15 protein-coding genes are annotated in these 19829 nt (G+C 66.9%); 11 read left to right on the top strand and 4 right to left on the bottom strand.

Annotation, left to right across the window (positions count from 1 at the left end; translation table 11 throughout):
• The first annotated feature begins 886 nt into the window (after positions 1 to 886).
• Positions 887 to 1084 carry a type II toxin-antitoxin system ParD family antitoxin gene (locus tag Q4I23_RS17855; protein WP_237906652.1) on the top strand — a complete coding sequence of 66 codons (198 nt, stop codon included), beginning with the start codon at positions 887 to 889 and terminating at the stop codon, positions 1082 to 1084.
• Between the two features lie 43 nt (positions 1085 to 1127).
• Positions 1128 to 3839 carry a PAS domain-containing sensor histidine kinase gene (locus Q4I23_RS17850; RefSeq protein ID WP_498527064.1) on the top strand — a complete coding sequence of 904 codons (2712 nt, stop codon included), beginning with the start codon at positions 1128 to 1130 and terminating at the stop codon, positions 3837 to 3839.
• Between the two features lie 167 nt (positions 3840 to 4006).
• On the opposite strand, the gene Q4I23_RS17845 is transcribed toward Q4I23_RS17850, so the two are convergent.
• Positions 4007 to 4702, bottom strand: a complete 696-nt coding sequence (locus Q4I23_RS17845) for an IS6 family transposase (protein ID WP_498527063.1) — start codon at positions 4700 to 4702, stop codon at positions 4007 to 4009.
• Positions 4618 to 5079 carry a transposase gene (locus tag Q4I23_RS17840; protein WP_498527065.1) on the bottom strand — a complete coding sequence of 154 codons (462 nt, stop codon included), beginning with the start codon at positions 5077 to 5079 and terminating at the stop codon, positions 4618 to 4620. Before Q4I23_RS17840 ends, Q4I23_RS17845 begins: the two co-directional genes overlap by 85 nt.
• Before the next feature lie 234 nt (positions 5080 to 5313).
• Between Q4I23_RS17840 and Q4I23_RS17835 the strand changes: the two genes are divergently transcribed.
• From Q4I23_RS17835 to Q4I23_RS17805, 7 genes are all read left to right on the top strand, one after another.
• Positions 5314 to 6006 (top strand): FadR/GntR family transcriptional regulator, encoded by a 693-nt coding sequence (locus tag Q4I23_RS17835; protein ID WP_237906654.1) that lies wholly within the window; start codon positions 5314 to 5316, stop codon positions 6004 to 6006.
• A 32-nt stretch (positions 6007 to 6038) separates the two neighbouring features.
• Entirely contained in the window at positions 6039 to 7055 is a 1017-nt protein-coding gene (locus Q4I23_RS17830; RefSeq protein ID WP_307832782.1) for a zinc-binding alcohol dehydrogenase family protein, read from the top strand.
• A gap of 151 nt (positions 7056 to 7206) precedes the next feature.
• Positions 7207 to 8181, top strand: coding sequence for a C4-dicarboxylate TRAP transporter substrate-binding protein (locus Q4I23_RS17825; protein ID WP_035677013.1), 975 nt, complete (start codon positions 7207 to 7209; stop codon positions 8179 to 8181).
• A 58-nt stretch (positions 8182 to 8239) separates the two neighbouring features.
• Positions 8240 to 8710, top strand: coding sequence for a TRAP transporter small permease (locus tag Q4I23_RS17820; protein WP_454019805.1), 471 nt, complete (start codon positions 8240 to 8242; stop codon positions 8708 to 8710).
• Positions 8707 to 9981, top strand: coding sequence for a TRAP transporter large permease (locus tag Q4I23_RS17815; protein ID WP_498527062.1), 1275 nt, complete (start codon positions 8707 to 8709; stop codon positions 9979 to 9981). Before Q4I23_RS17820 ends, Q4I23_RS17815 begins: the two co-directional genes overlap by 4 nt.
• A gap of 51 nt (positions 9982 to 10032) precedes the next feature.
• Complete coding sequence (locus Q4I23_RS17810) at positions 10033 to 11520, top strand: UxaA family hydrolase (protein ID WP_498527061.1); 1488 nt, start codon at positions 10033 to 10035, stop codon at positions 11518 to 11520.
• Positions 11521 to 11555: 35 nt separating this feature from the next.
• The gene (locus Q4I23_RS17805; protein ID WP_498527060.1) at positions 11556 to 13025 is read left to right on the top strand and encodes a tagaturonate reductase; all 1470 of its coding nucleotides are present in this window, start codon (positions 11556 to 11558) and stop codon (positions 13023 to 13025) included.
• A 260-nt stretch (positions 13026 to 13285) separates the two neighbouring features.
• Here Q4I23_RS17805 and Q4I23_RS17800 read toward each other — a convergent pair whose 3' ends face one another.
• Positions 13286 to 13540: a transposase gene (locus tag Q4I23_RS17800; protein ID WP_498527059.1), complete on the bottom strand. Its 255-nt coding sequence runs from the start codon at positions 13538 to 13540 to the stop codon at positions 13286 to 13288.
• Positions 13541 to 13987: 447 nt separating this feature from the next.
• Between Q4I23_RS17800 and Q4I23_RS17795 the strand changes: the two genes are divergently transcribed.
• The gene (locus tag Q4I23_RS17795) at positions 13988 to 14623 is read left to right on the top strand and encodes a nucleotide-binding protein (protein WP_237906659.1); all 636 of its coding nucleotides are present in this window, start codon (positions 13988 to 13990) and stop codon (positions 14621 to 14623) included.
• Positions 14620 to 15219 (top strand): hypothetical protein, encoded by a 600-nt coding sequence (locus Q4I23_RS17790; RefSeq protein WP_454019810.1) that lies wholly within the window; start codon positions 14620 to 14622, stop codon positions 15217 to 15219. Before Q4I23_RS17795 ends, Q4I23_RS17790 begins: the two co-directional genes overlap by 4 nt.
• A 502-nt stretch (positions 15220 to 15721) precedes the next feature.
• Here the strand turns inward: Q4I23_RS17790 and Q4I23_RS17785 are convergent.
• Complete coding sequence (locus tag Q4I23_RS17785) at positions 15722 to 19801, bottom strand: acyltransferase domain-containing protein (RefSeq protein WP_498527058.1); 4080 nt, start codon at positions 19799 to 19801, stop codon at positions 15722 to 15724.
• Positions 19802 to 19829: the final 28 nt, after the last annotated feature.

Raw genomic sequence — 19829 nt, 5'->3', positions numbered from 1 at the left:
ACCGCTCCGCCACCAACTTCATGGCAGCCGTCTACATCGTGGCAACCGTCGCCTACTGGTTATGAGTCCGGACCCTAAGTGAATCCTCTTTGCTTCGTTCCTCTTCCAAGATTGGGATTGCGGTCGACCCACAGGCTGCGCTCAATGGCGCTCCCCGGTTGCTGGAGGTGGTGGAGGCTTTTGCCTGGGGCAGTTTCAGATCCCCCGGGAAAAGGGGTTGTGCAGCGGTAGGTTGCCGGTGACCGGCACCATCGACCGACGGGCCGCGGCAATGGCTTGCAGCCCAGTCGTCCAACCGGCGAATCAGAACTCGCTCACCACAACATTAGGCGGAGACTGCCTCTTTTTCTCACGAGCGACCGCTTCCACGTCCGAACTTACGCTCCCTTTTCCGGCGTCAACAGCAGGCGGGGCACTTTTCGCCACCCCGGCGGCACGATATTTTGCGCCGCCGGGGTGGCGAAAAGTGCCCCGCCTAGTTCCTTGGGAGTGTCTTTAGCAAGAACCCGCATGTCCAGCGTTGCCGCGCCCATAGCGGCCTGATGGGCCAACCATTCCCCAGCAATCAAACAACCGACAAGGTGGCGGCGCCATTATGCAACTTTTCAGGCGCAGTAACAGATTTACATTCAATCAAAGATCAGCATCTCGCGCTTTAGAGTTGCTTCATTACCGCTCGATGCTTACGGCCCGATGCATTTGATCCAAGCCCGATCCAGCCCAGCTTGCCTCTCAGACACGCCCGCTGCATTGTCTTCTGCATTGCCACCGCTCCTCCCCCCGTTTGAAAACTATGACTGGAGGTATCATGCCCTTCGGTCGACTTCCGGGCTCCAACCCGGTGTCGTACTCTGTGGCACCGCTTCTCTTCCGTTGCGATGGTCACATGTCCAGGCGCATCAGCCAGAGCATCTCCCTCACCCCGGAACTCGACCGCTTCGTCCAGACTCTGGTGGCGTCCGGTCGCTACCAGACGGCCAGCGAAGTGGTGCGCGACGGCTTGCGCCTGCTTCAGGAGCGTGTTGCGCTGCCGCCGGCGTCGCTTGCCCAGCCTCCTGCCACAAGCGGCGGCCATGATCCCTGACGGCATCGGTTCGGAGCTGGATTGGCCCAGTGGAGGCGGGGCCATGGGAGCGCTGATCCGGACCCATGATTGGGCTGCGACGTCCCTCGGACCGAAGGCGAACTGGCCTCTGTCCTTGCAGGTAGTCGTCGACCTGATTCTTGCCTCCCCGCTTGGCATGATTGTTCTCTGGGGACCAGACCTCATCCAGATCTACAACGATTGCTACGCCGAAATTACCGCCGGCAAACATCCCCGCGCCCTTGGCCAACCCACCCGCGAGTGTTGGCCCGAGGTTTGGGACTTCAACGGACCGATCTACGAGGCCGTGCTCCACGGTGAATCCCGCGGGTTCGACGACCAGAAGCTGATCCTCGAGCGCAACGGCGTGGCGGAGGAAACCTGGTTCGACCTCACCTACAGTCCGGTTCGCAACGATGCCGGAACCATCGCGGGCGTCCTTGTGACGGTGCATGAGGTGACCAACCGCAAGCGGACCGAACTCGCCTTGCGCGACAGCGAGAGCCGCTTCCGCGCCCTGGTGAAGGCCTCCTCCTACGCCATCTACCGCATGAACATCGACTGGACGGAACTGCGGCAGCTTGACGGGCACGGCTTCCTCACCGATACGACGGACGGCAACAAGGCGTGGCTCGAGGAGTACATCCATCCGGACGATCAGCCGCAGCTTCTCGACGCCGTACGGGAAGCCATCCGGACCAAGAGCGCCTTCGATCTGGAGCATCGGGTCCGGCAGGCCGACGGATCACTGGGATGGACGCATTCGCGGGCTGTGCCGATCCTGGATGCGGACGGCGAGGTCTGCGAGTGGTTCGGGACCGCCAGCAACATCACCTCCCGCCGGAGCACCGACGAGGCCCTGCGGCGCAGCGAGGCGCGGCTGTCCGCCCTCTTCGCCCGCGCGGCGGTCGGCCTGTCGGAACTCACGCCGGATGGCCGCTTCCTCCGCGTGAACGACGAACTCTGCCGAATCCTGGGACGTCCGCGGGAGGAGGTCGTGGGCTTGTCCGTCGCCGACGTCACCCACCCGGATGATCTTGCGGCGAGCCGCAAAGCCATTGAACAGGCCTTGCGGACGGGTGAGACCGTGGCGCTCGACAAGCGCTACCGGCGGCCCGACGGGACGCACGTCTGGGCGAACAGCGGCATCACGATCGTGCCCGGCAACGACGGGGACGAGAGCCATTTCCTGGCGGTCACGGCCGATCTGACCGTCCGGCGGGAGACCGAAGCGGCCCTGCGCGAAAGCGAGGCGCGGTTCCGTCTGATGGCGGACGCCGTGCCGCAGATCGTCTGGATCACCGACGCCGAGGGACGGGTCGAGTTCTTCAACCGCCAATGGACCGACTATACGGGTGTCGCTTACGACGCTCGGACGGCGCCAACCACGGTGTCGGACGTCATCGCCGACTTCATCCATCCGGACGATGCGGCGCTGACGACCGAGCGCTTCCAAGAGGCACAGCAGGCGGGCAGCCTTTTCCTTGCCGAGCATCGTCTCCGTTCGAAGACGGGGGAGTACCGTTGGTTCCTGGTCCGCGGCCTGCCCTACCGCGATCCGCACGGTGGCGCGATCCTCCGCTGGTTCGGCACCTCGACCGACATCCACGACCGCAAGCACGCCGAAGCCTTGCTGCAACAGGCACGTGACGCGGCCGAGGCGGCGAGCCGGGAGAAGTCGAACTTCCTCGCCTCGGTCAGCCATGATCTGCGCCAGCCGGTGCAGGCGGCCAACCTGTTTCTCGAGCTTTTGCGGCGGCAGCCGCTCGACCCGAAGGCGCACGAACTGCTGAAGCCGCTGTCGGACAGCATGACCAGCCTGACGGGCATGCTGAGCGGGCTCCTGGAGGTGGCGCGACTCGACGCCGGCCTGCTCACGGCGCAGGAGCGGGTCTTCGACCTCGACGAGTTGCTGAAGCGTCTTTACGGCGAGTTCCAAGGCCCGGCGCGCGAGGCGAAGCTGTGGTTGCATATGCCGCCGGCTGCCAGATCGGTCCGGTCCGACCCGCTGCTGGTGGAATTGGTGCTGCGCAACCTGATTTCCAACGCCATCAAATACACCGAACAGGGCGGCGTCACGGTGGAGACGCGAGTCGAAGAGAACCAGCTGGCGATCGACGTGACCGACACCGGGCGGGGCATCGCCCCGGAGGAGATGGAGCGCATCTTCGATCCCTATTACCAGATCGGAAACGCGACCCGTGAGCATGCACGCGGCTTCGGCATCGGCCTCGCCACCGTGCAGAGGGTCGCCGATCTGCTGGCGACCCGGGTGACGGTCCGCTCCGAACCCGGTAAAGGGTCCACCTTCAGCCTGACGCTTCCGTTGGCAGAAGACGAAGCGCAGGTGCCAGCCGCTGGACGAGAGGCGCTCTACGGGACGTTGCGGGGCCGGACGGCCCTGGTGGTGGACGATGAACCAATGGTGCTGAAAGCGTTGGAGGTCACCCTAGGGAGCTGGGGCGTGTCCGTGCGCACTGCCCGCACGCTGGCGCAGGCCCGGATCATGCTGAAGGAGTTTGAGGCTCCACCGGACATCCTGATCGCCGATCACTCCCTGGGTGCGGGAGAGACCGGCGTGGTCATCATCAGCGAAGCCCGCCGACGCGGCACGCCGATCACGGTTCTGGTGACCGGCGACACCTCGGCTGAACGGCTGGCCGAGGCCGGGCGGACCGGCATTCGCATGCTGCACAAGCCAATCGATCCCACCAGACTGGAGGCATTGCTCGAGGAAGGGCTACGGGGGCGATGAGAACGCTTTATGTGAACGGGCCGGTTCGGTCGAGCCTCTTCCCACCGTGATATCGTCGCACCGCTCATTCTTCTGTCGGTGGCTGGCATGATACCTCCTCATCATGCAATTGGAGAGGCGTTGCCACGGGAACCGAGCCGGGGTACAGACTGAATTCGCAGCTTTACTCACGCTGCGGCGGTTGCGGCCTGCCAGTCGGCCCTGGCCTGCGCCCGGAAGGTGCGCAGGGTGTGGCGGGCGACCAAGTGGCGCTGAAGGTTGAAGCCGTTGTAGACGGCGGCGTGCAGGGAGACGAAGCGCTGGGCGGACCCCGGCGATTTGAAGCGCTGGCTTTTCCGTTCGCGTCGCCGTAGTGGCTGGTGCGAGACCTCGGCGCGGTTGCTCTGGCGGCGGCCTTGCTCATGGCGCGCCGCCAAGCCAATCTCCCGGAACGCCGCCCCATAGGAGCGCAACTGGTCGGTGGTCACCTGGGTGGGCGCGAAGCCATGCTTCTTGAGGAGCTTGCGCATCAGCTTGCCGGCGGCCGCCCTGTCGCGTCGGCGCTGAACGAGCACCTTCAGCACCTCGCCCTCATCGTCGACCGCCCGCCACAGGGACATCAGCCGGCCGCCAATCCGGATGATCATCTCACCCAAGTGCCAGCGCGGGCTGGGCTTCGGCCGGAGCCGCCGCAGGTTGCCGGCGATGGCCGGGCCAAACTTCACGACCCAGCGCCGCACCGTCTCGTAGGACACGTTCACGCCACGTCCCGCCAGCAGCTCCTCGACATCCCGGTAGCTCAGGGTGAACCGCAGATAGAGCCAGATCGCATGCCGGATGACGGCGGGCGGAAATTGATGGCGGGCATACAAGAGCAGCGACATCCGAGCAAGATAATGCCGCGAGCCGTCATCAACGCAAGATAATGCCGCGAGCCGTCATCAACATCGTGGTCGGTCAGGGTCACCGCGAGGATCTGCCCGGTCACGGCAACCAGACCGACACGCAGCTTCTTCCACGCGCGTCGGCGCTGGGGCCCTTGCTTTTCGACCAACCATTTTCCGGGAACACACAGCTTCACACCCGTGCTGTCGACCAGCAACTCCACAGCGCCGCCCGAAGATACCGGCTCCGGTGGGAGGTCCAGGGTCTGGGCGCGGCGGCTGAGGGTGGAATGGTCCGGGACGGCAAAGTCCACGCCAACCAGTTGGACGATGGAGCCGACCAAGCCTTCGGTTTGGTGCAATGGCAGCCGGAACACGGCGCGCAAGGTTCAAGGCCGTCGTGATCGCCAAGTCCGAGTAGAGGCGCTGCCCGCCGGGCGTGGACGCTATCGCGTTTTTCTCTCGGAGCGTGCGCTACGTTTTGCATCATGCGTTAACAGCGCTGTTTTCAACATTTTATGACTCTCTTTGCCGTTTCGTGCGCCGCCGCACGGTGCTATCGTTTCGCCATCAGTTGTCCAATTGTTGGACCAAACTCAGGCGGCGCGATCATGAACGGCGTCTCAACCGTCAAAGCCATCTTCGAAGAGCTTCGCAAGGAGATTCCCGAGCGCTACCAGCCCGGCGATCTGCTTCCGAACGAACGTCTGCTGGCCGAACGGTTCGGCGTCAGCCGCAACACGATCCGCGAAGTCATCATCTTCCTCGAAGCCTACGGCTTGGTGGAGAAGACGCAGCGCGGCCCGCGCGCCAGCAAGCCGGACATCGAGGCGATGTTCCGTATTCTCGATCAATGCTTCGACCGCAGCGTCAAAACCTGTCGGGAAGTCTTGCAGTTCCGCCGGATCATCGAGATCGGCGTGCTGCCTGAAGTGGTCCGGCACATCACCGATGCGGAGATCGACGGGCTCAACCGTCTGGCCGAAGACATGGAGCACCAGTTGACGGTGCGCGAAGCGGCGGAAGTGGACTTCCGCTTCCACGCCGCCATCGTCGCCGCATCCCGCAACTCCATGTTGCAGAAGATGTATCAGGCGATGTCGCAGCCGATGATCTATTACATGGAGATCGGCAAGAGCAATGCGGTGATCGGGCCGACCACGGTCGATTATCATCGCCAGATCATCGCAGCGCTGCGCGAGCGCTCCGTCGAGAAGGCCGTCGAGGCCAGCAACGCACACTTCCAATTCAGCGAAAGCGTGTTCAACCAGGAGGCGCAGCCTTCGGCTACGCCCATGCCCTGAACACGTCCGCTTCCTAAAAAAGGACATCACCTGTGAAAGCACTGATGATCGAAGGCGTGGACGTCTGCGCGATCCACGAGGTGGCGGAGCCGACTCCCGGCCCCGGCGAGGTGCTCCTGGCCATCCGCCACGTCGCCCTGTGCGGCAGCGACCTCAGCACTTTCAAGGGGCTGAACCCGCTGGTTTCCCTGCCGCGCATCCCCGGCCACGAGATCGGCGGCGAAATCGCCGCTGTGGGCGAGGGCGTTCCGGCTGAATACACCGTGGGCCGGCGCGCCATCGTCATTCCCTACACCGCCTGCGGCACCTGCCCGTCCTGCCGCAAGGGTCGGGTCAACGCCTGCCGCAGCAACCGCACGCTGGGCGTGCAGCAGAACGGCGGTCTGGCCGAGCGCATCGTCCTGCCTTACGGCAAGCTGATCCTGAACGACACGCTGGCGCCGCGCCATCTGGCGCTGGTCGAGCCGCTGTCGGTCGGCTTCCACGCAGCGGCGCGCGGTCGCGTCGAGGCGGCCGACACCGTGCTGGTGCTGGGCTGCGGCATGATCGGCATGGGCGCCATTGCCGGCTCCGTCCATCGCGGCGCCACGGTGATCGCGGTCGACATCGGCGAGGCGAAGACCGGTCTAGCCCGCCGCTACGGCGCCGCCCACACCATCGACGCCGCCAAGGAGGATGTGGCCGCCCGCGTCATGGAGCTGACCAACGGTGACGGCGCCGACGTGGTGATCGAGGCGGTCGGCCTGCCCGCCACCTTCACCCAGGCCATCGACCTCGTGTCCTTCGCCGGCCGCGTCGTCTACATCGGCTACGCCAAGGAGCCGGTGTCCTACAAGACGCAGTTCTTCAACCTGAAGGAGCTGGACATCATGGGGTCGCGCAACGCGACCTCCGAGGATTTCCAGGCCGTCATCCGCTATCTCGAAACGCTCGACCACGCCCCCGACGACCTGATCTCCAAGGTCTTTCCCTTCGAGGAGGCCGACAAGGCCCTGCCCTACTGGGCCAAGGAGCGCGATACCACGGTCAAGGTGATGATCGAGCGCTGACCGTTCCGGCGGCGCCCGCAAGGCGCTGTCGTCATCAGAACTGCCGCGGCGGGGCGTGCCGGTCCCGTCGCCGGGTTCCGCCCTGTCGGCGGAATCTGCCTATGGGCGCCGTCCACAGACGGGCCCTCCGGCATCCACTATGGAGGAAATAATGAAGCGCTTTCTGGCGTCCGCCCTTGCCGCGTGCGTGCTGTCCATCGGTGCCGCGTCCGGCGCCATGGCCAAGACCGAAATCATGGTCGCGTACGAGAACAACCCGGGCGAGCCGCTCGACCGGGTGATGCATCACTGGGCCGACCTTCTGAAGGAGAAGAGCAAGGGTGAGGTCACCCTGAAGCTGTTCCCCAGCTCCCAGCTGGGCGCCAAGAAGGACGTGATGGAACAGGCGATGATGGGCATGAACGTCATCACCCTGTCCGACGTCGGCTTCCTGCAGGATTACGATCCGGACCTCGGCGTTCTGTTCGGCCCGTACCTGACCGACGACCCCCAGAAGCTCTTCAAGATCTACGAGAGCGACTGGTTCAAGAAGAAGGACGAGGCGCTGCGCAAGAAGGGCGTGCACATCGTCATGTCCAACTACCTGTACGGCGTGCGCCACATCCTCGCCAAGAAGCCGATCAACACGCCCGAGGACCTCAAGGGCATGAAGATCCGCGTCCCGAACAACGTGATGCAGATCAAGACGATCGAGGCGATGGGCGCCACCGCGACGCCGATGCCACTGGGCGAGGTCTACCCGGCCCTGACCACCGGTCTGATCGACGGCGTGGAGAACCCGATCTCCGTGCTGTATGGCGCCAAGCTGCATGAGCAGGCCAAGTATCTCAGCCTCGTCGGCTACCTGACCAACACGTCGGTGTGGGTCGGCGGTGAGGCCTTCTTCAGCAAGCTGCCGGCGGACGTCGTGAAGATGGTCCATGAGACCGGCTACGAGGCCGGCCTCTACAGCCAGAAGCTGGCCGCCGAGCAGGACGCCGAGTTCATCGAGAAGATGAAGGCGTCCGGCGTCACCGTGATCCAGCCGGATCCGGCGCCGTTCCGCGAGGCCACCAAGGTCGTCTACACCCAGTTCCCCAAGTGGTCGGCCGGCCTGTACGAGCAGATCCAGAAGGACCTCAAGTAAAAATAAGCAAATCCGGGCGGGGTTGCCGCTCCGCCCGGATCGTTAGGAGGAGTATGCCATGGAGTTGATCCGGCGTCTGCCATCGGTCGTCGCGGGAGGCGCGCTGGCCGCTCTGGTGGTGATGACCATCGCGGCGGTGTTCGCGCGCTACATCTTCGACGCCCCGCTGCACTGGGGCGAGGAAATGTCCGGGCTTCTGATGATCTGGATCATCATGATCGGCGCCATCGTCGCCGAGCGTGACGGCCAGCATCTCGACATCCCGCTGTTCGTGGACCTTCTGCCCACCCGCATCCGGGCGGCGGTCGATCTGGCCGTTTCGGCCCTGTCGATCGTGGTTCTGACCTACGCCGGCTGGCTCGGCTATCTGCTCGCCCAGAGCGCCCAGTACAAGCTGACTGAAATTCTTCAGATTTCGTGGTTCTGGATCGACATCGCCGTTCCGGTCGGTGCAGTTGGCCTCGTCGCCTATCTCCTGCGCCGCTGCTTTATCGACATCATGGTGATCGCGAAGGGGAAGACGCCATGAGCTGGCCCGTCATCATTCTCATCATGCTTTGCCTGTTCGCTTTGAACATGCGGCTTTACATTGCTATTTTCGCATCCGTTCTTGTATATTTTGTGTTCTTCAGCCCGGTGCCCGACCAAATCGCGGTGCAGCGGCTGATCGGCGCCTCGCAGAATCTGTCCCTCCTGGCGATTCCCTTCTTCATCCTGCTCGGCACGCTGATGGACCACACCGGCGTGGCGAAGCGCCTGCTGCGCGTGGCCGACCTGCTGGTCGGCAAGTTCACCGGCGGCATGGCGCTGACCAACATCATGCTGAGCACGCTGCTGGGCGGCGTCAGCGCCTCCAACCTCGCCGACAGTGCCATGCTGACCCGCATGCTGGTGCCGGAGATGGAGCGCAAGGGCTACAACCGCGCCTTCGCCGCCGCCGTCACCGCGTCGGGCGCGCTGGTGACGCCGATCATCCCGCCGGGCATTGCGCTGATCATCTATGGCCTCGTCGCCGACGTCTCCATCGGCGCCATGTTCATGGCCGGCATCCTGCCCGGCATCGTGATGGCGGCCATGCTGATGGTCGCCGCCTACATCGTGTCCAAGCGCAACGGCTATCCGCCGTCCCGCGACAGCTGGCCGACCCGGTCGGAGACCACCAGCGCGCTGATCGGGGCCTGGCCGGTGCTGGTCCTGCTGGTCGCCATCATCGGCGGCATCCGCGCCAACATCTTCACCCCGACGGAAGCGGGCGCGGTGGCCGTGCTGATCGTCCTGGTGATCGGCTTCGTGATCTACCGCGAGATGCGCGTCGCCCATGTGGTGGACGCCCTGGTCGGCACCTTCAAGGCGACCTCGTCGGTGATGCTGGTCATCATGGCCTGCTCGGCGCTGGCCTGGATCCTGTCGCTGGAGCAGGCGGCGCAGCAGTTGGCGACCTACATCACGGCGCTGACCGACAACAAGTACGTCTTCCTGCTCATCCTCAACCTGCTCCTGCTGTTCCTCGGCATGCTGATCGAGGGCAACGCGATCCTCATCGTCATGGTCCCGCTGCTGATGCCGACGGTGCACCAGCTCGGCATCGACCCGATCCATTTCGGCATCGTGGTGATCGTGAACCTCGCGGTCGGCTGTCTGACGCCGCCGGTGGGCACGGTGATGCTGCTGGTCTGCAACCTCGCCAAGGTGAAGATCTCGGACTTCATGAAGCAATCCACCCTGCTCTTCGTGGCGCTGTTCGTGGCGCTGATGATCGTCACCTTCGTGCCGGAACTCTCGCTGGTTCTGGCCCGCTAAGCCCTCCTGCCGCCCTCCCGCTTCCCTCGCTTCTCCCCCAAGGGGCCTGACATGTCGAAGTACCTGAAGATCCATTCCAGCGACACCGTCGCCGTCGCCCTGGAGCCGCTGGCCCAGGGCACCGCGATCGACGGTCTGGGCGTCGTCCTGCTCGACGAGGTGCCGCAGGGCCACAAGTTCGCCGTGACGCCGCACCAGCCGGGCGACCGGGTCATCAAGTACGGCAGCGTGATCGGCCTCGCCAAGGAGGCGATCCCGGTGGGGCGGCACATCCACACCCACAACATCGGGACCGCGCTGGGCGGCCTGCAGGACTACGCCTACGCCGGACCGGCGAACGACGCGGCGCCGGCCAAACGGGAGGCGCCGACCATCCAGGCCTTCGTCCGCGCCAACGGCGAGATCGGCGTGCGCAACGACCTGTGGATCATCCCGCTGGTCGGCTGCGTCAACGGCCTCGCCAAGAACGCGGCCAAGCGCTTCGAGAAGATGGGCCTGCTGCCCGAGGGCTCCCGCGTCATGGTGCTGGAGCATCCCTATGGATGCTCGCAGCTCGGCGGCGACCTCGACAACACCCGCAACATCCTGCGCGACTTCGCCATCCACCCCAACGCCGGCGGCGTGCTGGTCATGGGGCTGGGCTGCGAGAACAACACCCGCGCCCTGTTCACCCAGGGTTTCGAGCATCCCGACCCGCGCCGCCTGCGCTATCTGACCACCCAGGAGGTGTCGGACGAGCTGGAGGCGTCGCTGGAGGCGATGACCGAACTGGCCGCGGTGATGCGCGAGGACAAGCGCGAGCCGGTCGGCGCCGACCGCCTGCGCATCGGGCTGAAGTGCGGCGGCTCGGACGGCTTCTCCGGCATCACCGCCAACCCGCTGCTGGGCGCCTTCTCCGACTGGCTGTGCGGCATCGGCGGCGCCACCGTGCTGACCGAGGTGCCGGAGATGTTCGGCGCCGAGCATCTGCTGATGGAGCGCGCCGAGAACCGCGAGGTGTTCGAGGGCGTCGTCACCCTGATCAACGACTTCAAGCAGTATTTCCTCGACCACAACCAGCCGATCTACGAAAACCCGTCGCCCGGCAACAAGGCGGGCGGCATCAGCACGCTGGAGGAGAAGTCGCTGGGCTGCACCCAGAAGGCCGGCCTTTCCCCGGTGCGCGACGTCATCCGCTACGCCGAGCGCATCCGCAAGCCGGGCCTGACCCTGCTGGAGGCGCCGGGCAACGACGGCGTGGCGGTCACCGCCCTGGCCGCCGCCGGCTGCCACATCGTGCTGTTCACCACCGGCCGCGGCACGCCGCTGGGCGGCGTCGTGCCGACCATGAAGATCGCCACCAACACCGCCATGGCCGAGAAGAAGCGGCACTGGATCGACTTCAACGCCGGCCCCATCGCCGAGGCCACCGCCACGGTGGACAGCCTGCTGCCGTCCTTCATCGACAGCATCCTCGCCGTCGCCAACGGCAAAGAAGCGCGCAACGAGGAGAACGACGTCCATGACCTCGTGATCTTCAAGTCCGGCGTCACGCTCTGAACCCCACCACCACCCTTCAGACAAGGACGCCGACCATGGAGCGCCTGAACGCATCCTTTCTCAACGGCCGGCCGCGCCCGACGACGACGCGGATCGTGCAATTCGGCGAAGGCAATTTCCTGCGCGCCTTCTTCGACTGGAAGGTCGACCGCCTGAACGAGGCCACCGGTGGCGACTGGGGCGTGACCGTCATCCGCCCGATCGCCGGCGGCTTCCCGCAGACGCTGAACGAGCAGGAGGGCGTCTACACCGTCCTGTCGCGCGGCGTCGACGAGGCTGGCCAGAAGGTCTCGCAGGCCCGGCTGATCGGCTGCGTGCGCAACGAGATCGCCGCGCACGGCGAATGGGCGTCTGTGCTGGAGCTGGCGCGCGACCCGAACGTCACGGTGGTCGTGTCCAACACCACCGACGCCGGCATCGCCTATGTCCCGTCGGTGGCCTACGCCGACGAGCCGCCGGTCTCCTTCCCCGGCAAGATGACCCGCTTCCTGCACGAGCGCTGGAAGGCCTTCGACGGCGCTGCGGAGGCCGGCCTGCAGATGCTGGCCTGCGAGTTGATCGACCACAACGGCGAGGAACTGAAGCGCATCGTCCTGCTGCACGCCCGCGACTGGGCGCTGGAGCCGGCCTTCATCGAGTGGATCGAGACGGCGAACGCCTTTTACAACACGCTGGTCGACCGCATCGTCCCCGGCTTCCCGCGCGCCGAGGCCGACGACCTGCGCCGCGAGCTGGGTTACGACGACAGCTTCATGGCGGCGGCGGAGCTGTTCCACCTCTTCGTGATCGAGCGCAAGGATGGGATGCCGGCGCTGCGCCTGCCGCTGGGCGAGCATGATGAGGGCACCATCGTCACCGCCGACGTCACCCCCTACAAGGCGCGCAAGGTCGCCATCCTCAACGGCGCCCACACCGGCCTGTGCGCCCTGGCCCTGCTGGCGGGCGTCGAGACGGTGGGCGAGGCGGTGAGCGATCCCGCCGGGGCGCGCTTCCTCGACCGGCTGCTCAACGAGGAGGTCATCCCCTTCCTCACCCTGCCGAAGCCGGAGTTGGAGGACTTCGCGGCCGCCGTGCTGCGCCGCTTCCGCAACCCCTACATCCGGCACCTGTGGTACGACATCAGCCTGAACGGCCTCGTCAAGTACCAGACCCGCAACCTGGACCGGCTGCTCGCCTACCGGGAGCGGTTCGGCCGGCCGGCGCCGCTGATGGGCCTGTCGCTGGCCGCTTGGCTGGCCTTCTACCTCGGCCGCTTCCCCGGCGCCGACACGCTGCCGCCGCGTGACTCCGCCGAAATCGTCGAGCGCGTCCGCGCGATCGGCGCCCTGGACGACGGCACCCCGGCGGCGCTGGAGGCAATGGTCGCCGCCTATCTCGGCGAGACGGCCTTCTGGGGCCGCAGCATCGACGACCGCTCGCTGCGCGCCCAGGTGATCGAGGACATCCGCTTCCTGACGGATGAGCCCTTCACCTTCGCCCGCCTCGCAACGCGCCTGGAGGTCTGACAGCAAAAGGCCCCGACCGCTAATTACGGAAGGGGCCTCCTGCTTTCAACTTCGCGGTCTGCATTGTCACGTCTTTGTTGGATACTGTTTGGTTTCGTCATATTCTGTCGTATCGAAAGCTATCCTACCCCTGACAGCCTGTTTGGATGCAAACAAGCAAGCCTCGGGAGTCCCCTGGGTTTGTAGTCCCGGCATTTGACGATGCATTGTATGACATGGTCCCCGTTTCCCGGACCTCCCGCATTTTGCGTGGATCAGGATCAGGCTGCGAGGAGGACGCGACGGCGCAGCAGATCGAAGCTGCCGCGTCCGTACATGTGACGCTTGATCAGCTTCAGCTTGTTGACCTGCCCCTCCGACTGCCCGTTGCTCCAGGGCATGCTGAGGCCCGCATTGATGGCTGCCTCGTCCTGACTCACGCCGTCGGCGAAGGTTTCGATAGCCGGAATGCCGCAGGACAGCGCGTCTTTGAGCCAAGGACCCAAAACGGCGGAGCAAGCCGCGACCCTTGGCAACCTCCGGGTCCTGAGAAGTCCGGACGATGGCCTCAGTTGCGGCGGGTCAAGGCTCTGCGGCGCTTGCACCCCTCCGCGCCGCCAATCCCTGAGCGCTGCTTTGCGTTGAGGCCTGGACTTTCGCGACCACCCTCCCCTCCCGACCTTCGATATCCGCTCAGTCCAGATCTGTCGTTGTACTTTTGCGACCGAGCTGAGCCGCGTTGCTGCGCTAGGCCGTCTGCGTTAAAGTCGTTCACCTGCAACTGCGCAGTACGCGCTTTACGGCGGACAATTGGTCTGTCGAGTGGCTGGCCAAACCGGTTAAGGACCTCCCCTCCTTTGCCGGTTTGGAGGTCGCTGGACATCGCGCATGGCATGGCAATTTCCGCCGCCACGCTGCGACATCCAGCCTGAAGCTCGAATACGACAATGACCGGCGCCAAAGCGCCGCCAGGGATAGGAGTGGTGGTGAAGACGATCCTCGTCACGAACTGGAAAGGCGGGACCGGAAAGACCACGGTCGCAACCAACCTGCTGGCTGCAATCGCTAACTCCGGCCTGACTGTCGCTGGCTTGGATACCGATGCGCAGCCTCAGCTTGCTGAGTGGTGGGAAGCACGTCCGGAACAGGCCCCCGCCCTCTCCGTTTACATCCAGCCCTTGGCCGACCTTGAAGAGGCCCCTACCCCCCCGGAGCCTGTCGACGTTCTCGTGATCGACACGCCGCCTGGTGTCGAGGCCTATCCCGAATCCTATAGGCGATTGATCGAAGCCGCCGACCTTATCGTCGTTCCGAGCAGCGGCACCAGCAACGACCGACGCTCCACCTCAAAGGTGCTGGAGTTCCTGCACACCACAGGTAAGCCCGTTGTGGTCGTGCTTAACCGGCTGAAACCGCGCGCCCTCGACAATGCGGAGACCAAACGGGATCTGGCACGCATCGGCGCCGACCTCTGCCCGGTCGAACTGCCGGATCTCAACGAGTTCCACAGAGCCTTCGACATTGGCGTCGGTGTGGTTGAGGTGGATGGGGCAAAGGCGTCCGACGACGTCGACGCGCTTTGGGCATATCTTCGTAAGCGGCTGGGGATTGCATCGTGAAGCTGGTCAGGAAGGGGCAACTGCTCGACCGCCGAGCCGAAACCATTGCGGGGCGACCCACTCAGCCGGCCGGCGCCACCAAATCTCTAGCCGGCGAGAGTTTTGAGGACTCGATCAATCGGCTGCTCGAAGAAAGCCGGGAGCGCTTCGTCCTGGTGGGCGACCTGCTTCTGGACTGGAAGGAATCTGTCCCGCATGGCCAGTTCATGAAGGTACTGGCCGAACGGATCGATGCCGGCGCCCTTCGCCACCTGAGCTACCAGAGCGCCAACCGCTACATGACCGTGGCCGCAGCACTCCGCCAGGGGGCTGTCGCTCCTGACGAACTTCCCAAGGAGTCGGAAGCCGCATACCTCCTGACGTCGCTCAAGCCCAATGAACTTGAAGCGGCGAAGCAGGAGGGGCTTGTCAGGCCGACGGTGAAAAAGGCCGAGTTGGCGCAGTTCCGCAAACGACTACGGTCCCCTTCCCTCTCTTCCGAGCCAAAGGATCGGAAAACGATCTTGGAAGAACGCCGTGCCGAACTGCGCGAGAAGCTGAAATCCATCAAGGCCGAGTTGGTCGGGGTGGAAGCAGAGTTGAAAGCGCTGGGTTGATCGGCGCCTTCATTACCCCGTGCAGATCACTTCAGCGATAAACAGCCCGACACACCGCCTCGACCTTATCCAGGTCCAGCCCGTCGTCGGACCGGACCCCTCTTTCCATGTCGAGTCGGTACGGCCCAGTGGCGGCGATCCTCAGCAACCTCGGTCACATTGTCCGGGCCGATCCCGCCGGCATGGCCGACCAGCCAGGCGCCGCCGGGATGCTGTGGCCACTCCGACGACGCCCTCCCCTCCCCGGTCGAGCGGTCGAACAGTCAGTCCTCCGTCGTGCTGGCTGGAAACCCCAGGTCACGAGTCCGGGCAATGCGCTGTGCGCCGACCTCGGCATTCCACCGCGCCTGCGCGATGTCGGCATGACCGATGACCGAGGACCGGCTGGACGAGATGGCGCGGCGCGACCACACGGCCGACCGCAACCGCTAGAGCTCGCGGCACACCAGCCACGAGGATCTCCAGGGGTTGTTCCGCGCGGCGTTCGGATCAGGACACCCGTTCACGGATCCGCGCCGGGCATGGGTGGATCGGCATCGCCCAGCTGCTCCGCCAGACTCTTGAGCGGCACGGGGCCGAGGAGGTCGGCGACCCCCAGATCGACCGACCAGTCCGCGGCGATCCGCATCTGGATCTCCACCGCCATCAGCGAGTCCGCGCCGGACGAGGACAGCACGCTGTCCCCCGTCAGGTCATCCATGGAAATTCCCATGACCCGCGAGGCCAAGGCCCGCAGATAGTCCGTCGCCAGCGCGCGACGGGCGGCCGGGGAGCCGCCGGTGCGGGCGGCGTCCGCCAGGGTCGCCAGGTCGTGGCGCGGCGCGGCCGCCGCGACCGGCCCCGGCCCCCCGCCCCGGGACAGCCAATGGCCGGGCGGCCGGCGCATGGCGAGCGCCGGCCAGTCGGCGGCCACCAGGCAGAGCTGCGGGTCCGGCAATGACCAGACCATGTCCAGAAGCTGCCGGCCCTCGGCGGGGGCGAGCGGGAAGAACCCACGGGCGCGGAAGCTGGCGGCGAGTGACGCCTCCTCTCCCATGCCGGTGGTCCAAGGCCCCCATCCCAGCGCGCGTGCGGGCACGCCCTGGCGGCACAGCCAGTCGGCCATGCCGTCGAGATAACCGTTGGCCGCGGCGTAGACCGCCTGCCCGTAGGCGGGCAGCAGGCTGGCGATGGACCCGTAGAGCAACAGGAAATCCAGGCTACCGCCGTCGCAGGCGGCGAGAAGGTTGTGAAGGCCCGACACCTTGGGTCCCAGGACACGGGCGACGTCCGCCGGACCGGTGTCCGTCAGCGCCTTGTCGGCGATCGCCCCCGCCGCATGGACGATTCCGCGCAGCGGCGGCAGGCCTTGCGCCGCCAGCGCGCCCACCACGGCCGGCGCGAACGCCGGCTCGGCGATGTCGGCGGCGATGACGGCGACCCGGATGCCACGCTGCTCCAGGCTTCGGACCCATCCGATCCGCCGGCGAACGTCCTCGGAGTGCCCGTCGTCCCAGGCATCGCGGGGCGGTAGGGGCTGACGGCCGACCAGCACGACGGCACGCGCACCGTGATCGGCCAGATACCCGGTGACCAGCCCGCCGAGGGCGCCGAAGGCACCGGTGACGAGGTAGCTGGCGTCCCGGCGCAGCACCGGCGGCCGCGCCGCGGCGCGCGCGCCGGCAGGCTCCAGTCCCGGCTCCCACCAGACGCCCGCGCCGTCCAGCCGGAACTGGCCGCCGGAGTCCGCTCCGCTCGTCCGGTCATGGAGCCGCGCGCACCAGTCCGGGGGCAAGGACGCCGGAAGATCCACGAGACCGCCGAACATCTCGATCCGTTCCGCCTCCGCCACCGTGCGCCCGGCGCTCCACAGGGACCGCGCCACCGGCGCCACCGCATCGCCGTCGGCGAACGCGGCGCGCGTCACCAGCCACAGCCGGGACGGCCGCCGCAGGCGCGCGCAGTTGTCCCGAAGCTGGCCGATCAGTCGGCCGATCCGTTCGCCGTCGCCGCGGTCCGGCGGTCCGGCGACATCGAGCGGACGGAAATCCACCACCCGGTCGCCGCCGGCCGCGTCCTCGGCGCTGCGGCATACGCGGACGTCCGCGACGCTCCACGCGGCGAGGTGATCGGCGAACCGCTGGCCGAGGCCGCTCCCGTCGGCCAGGACGCGCCACGACAGCTTCGGCCGCTCCACGCCGGGCCGCTCCTCGCCGTTATGATCGGCGGCAGAGGCCGGAAGCGGCCGCCAGACCGCGGTCAGGACGGCATCCGCCGGGCCGCGGCCACCGGAGAACGCCGATGGCGGTTCGATCGGCGACAGCGTCACCCCGCGCAGTTCGACGATCACCCGCCCCCGCGCGTCGGTGAGCACAGCGTCGCCGACGGTTTCCCGATGGTCGCGCCGCACCAGCCGGGTCGCCGCCGCGAGCGGCAGTTCGGCGGCCGTAATCGGGTGATGCAGGCGGACGTCGGCGATGCCGCCGAGAACACGGTCCGGCTCGCGCCGGCCGTCGGTCGAGCGCGCCGCCAGTTCCACGAAGAGGAGGCTCTGCAGCAGCCCGTCGAGAAGCACCGGCGGGAAAGCGAGCCCCACGACGGCGGCCGCGTTGATCCGGGAGACGCTCCGCGCGGCGTCAAAGCGGATCGTCTCGATGCAGCGGTAGGTTGGCCCGTAATCGTGCCCGAGCCCGACGAGGGCGTCGTAGTAGCGGTCCCCGGACCACGCGCGGGCCTCCTCCCCGCACCAGCCGTCGAACCGTTGCACGGCGTGGCCGGACGCGCAGGGCAGGGCGGTCGTCGCCACCGCGTCGGCAAGGCGCCCGCCGTCGTCCCGGTCGTCAACGCGGAGGTCGCCGCGCTCGGGGTCGAAGGTGAACCGCAGCCTCGCCTCGCCGGACCGGGCCAGCGCGCCCTTGTGGAACCGCAGGTCGGCGAAGCGAATGGACGCACCACCCGGCGCCGTCCCCCGCACGGCCACCATTGCGGCGGCCATCGCCTCGATGAGCAGGGCGGCCGGCATGCGCGCCCGCCCCAGCACCTTGTGGTCCTTCCAGTCCCAGGCGGCCTCGGGCGCGATGTCGGCTTCCCAGACCCAGTCCCGCGCCGAGCACCGGGCACCGAGGAACGGATGGTCCCCGCGGCGCAGCCGGAAGGCCCGCATGCCGGCCGCCTCGCTCCAGTAGGGCTGCTCCCGCCAGGCATAGGGGGGCAGCGTCGCGACGGCGCCGGCTGACGGTGCCGGCAGGAGCGCGGACCAGTCGGGCCGCCCCCCCAGCGTCGCCCAGCGCGCCAGGCTCTCGACAAAGGCGTCCCGGTCCCGCCGTCCCCGGTGCAGAGTGGCGACGACCGGGGCACCGATCGTCTCCGTCACCGTCGCCAGCAGCGTCGGATGCGCGCTGATCTCCTGGCACACCGCCGGACCCGCGGCGCCGATCCCGGCCACGGCCGGGGCGAAGAGGACGGTGTCGCGAAGGTTGCGCCACCAGTAGCCGGGGAAATCACCGCCGATCACCGCCTCGTCGACGGGGCGGCCGGTCACCGTCGACCAGAGCGCGCGGTCCGGGATCCGGAAGGAGAAGGGCGCCAGTGCCGCGCGGAACTCCTCCTCAAGGCCGTCCATCGCCGCGCTGTGATAGGCGACGCCCACCGCCAGGGCGCGGTGGGGGACGCGCCGTCTCTTCAGCGTGAGGGCCAGGGCAGCCAAGGCCGCGCGCGAGCCGCTGAGCGTCATCGATGACGGACCGTTCACCGCCGCCAGCGCGATGCCGGGATGCCCGGCGACGAGGCCTTCCGCCTCGCCCACCGCCGCCCGCAGGGCCAGCATTCCGCCGGTGCCGTCCAGGCGGTTCTGCAGCCGGCTGCGGTGATGGACGATGGCGACCGCGGTGGCAAGGTCGATCGCCCCGGCGGCGTGGAAGGCAGCGATCTCGCCGACGCTGTGGCCGACCGCCGCGTCGGCCCGCACGCCGCGGGATTCCAGAAGACGGGCCAGGGCGATCTGCAGGAACAGCGTCAACGGCTGGGCCGGCACGGGCGCCAGCCCGGCTCCGTGCGCGTCCGCCGTCGCGCTGTCGGCGAGCAGGGAGATTCCCGACAGCGCGGCGTAGCGTTCGTCGCACGCGCGCAGCGTATCGCGGTAGACGGGAAAGGCATCGGCCAGATCCGCCCCCATGCCCCGCCATTGCGGGCCCATGCCGGCGAAGATCCAGACCAGCCGGTGGCCCGCGACCTCCTCCCCCTGCACCCAGTCCGGCGTTTCGGGAGCCGCGAGATAGGCCTCGCACTTCGCGCGCAGATCCGTGCGGTCCGACGCCATCAGGTGGAGGTGATGGGTGAAGGGCGACCGCCGATGCAGGGTCGCGGCCGCCAGCGCCGCCACGGCCTCGTCATTTTCCGGGACGGCCTTATCGCCGTCACCCTTTCCGGTTGCACCCCCGGCCGTGGTGTCGAGGAAGGTCCGGAGGGCTTCGACCTGCAAGGGCAGATGAGCGCGCGTCGGCCCCGACAGCCGGACGACCAGCCCGTCCGCGGCGGCGGCGGCGCTCGGCCGGGTCTTGGACTGGCTTTTTCGGGCCGGCAGGGGAGGCTGTCTCTTATACACATCTCCGAGCCCACGAGACTATAACAGC

The sequence above is a fragment of the Azospirillum sp. UFLA03-27 genome (genome assembly GCF_059803775.1).
Note: the sequence above shows the minus strand (reverse complement) of the source record. Positions and strands in the feature narration are given on the sequence as shown.

Bases quoted from the DNA above. Each gene is read 5' to 3' on its own strand.
- Q4I23_RS17855 (WP_237906652.1), top strand. From the start codon at position 887: ATGTCCAGGCGCATCAGCCAGAGCATCTCCCTCACCCCGGAACTCGAC.
- Q4I23_RS17850 (WP_498527064.1), top strand. From the start codon at position 1,128: ATGGGAGCGCTGATCCGGACCCATGATTGGGCTGCGACGTCCCTCGGA.
- Q4I23_RS17845 (WP_498527063.1), bottom strand. From the start codon at position 4,702: ATGTCGCTGCTCTTGTATGCCCGCCATCAATTTCCGCCCGCCGTCATC.
- Q4I23_RS17835 (WP_237906654.1), top strand. From the start codon at position 5,314: ATGAACGGCGTCTCAACCGTCAAAGCCATCTTCGAAGAGCTTCGCAAG.
- Q4I23_RS17825 (WP_035677013.1), top strand. From the start codon at position 7,207: ATGAAGCGCTTTCTGGCGTCCGCCCTTGCCGCGTGCGTGCTGTCCATC.
- Q4I23_RS17820 (WP_454019805.1), top strand. From the start codon at position 8,240: ATGGAGTTGATCCGGCGTCTGCCATCGGTCGTCGCGGGAGGCGCGCTG.
- Q4I23_RS17815 (WP_498527062.1), top strand. From the start codon at position 8,707: ATGAGCTGGCCCGTCATCATTCTCATCATGCTTTGCCTGTTCGCTTTG.
- Q4I23_RS17810 (WP_498527061.1), top strand. From the start codon at position 10,033: ATGTCGAAGTACCTGAAGATCCATTCCAGCGACACCGTCGCCGTCGCC.
- Q4I23_RS17805 (WP_498527060.1), top strand. From the start codon at position 11,556: ATGGAGCGCCTGAACGCATCCTTTCTCAACGGCCGGCCGCGCCCGACG.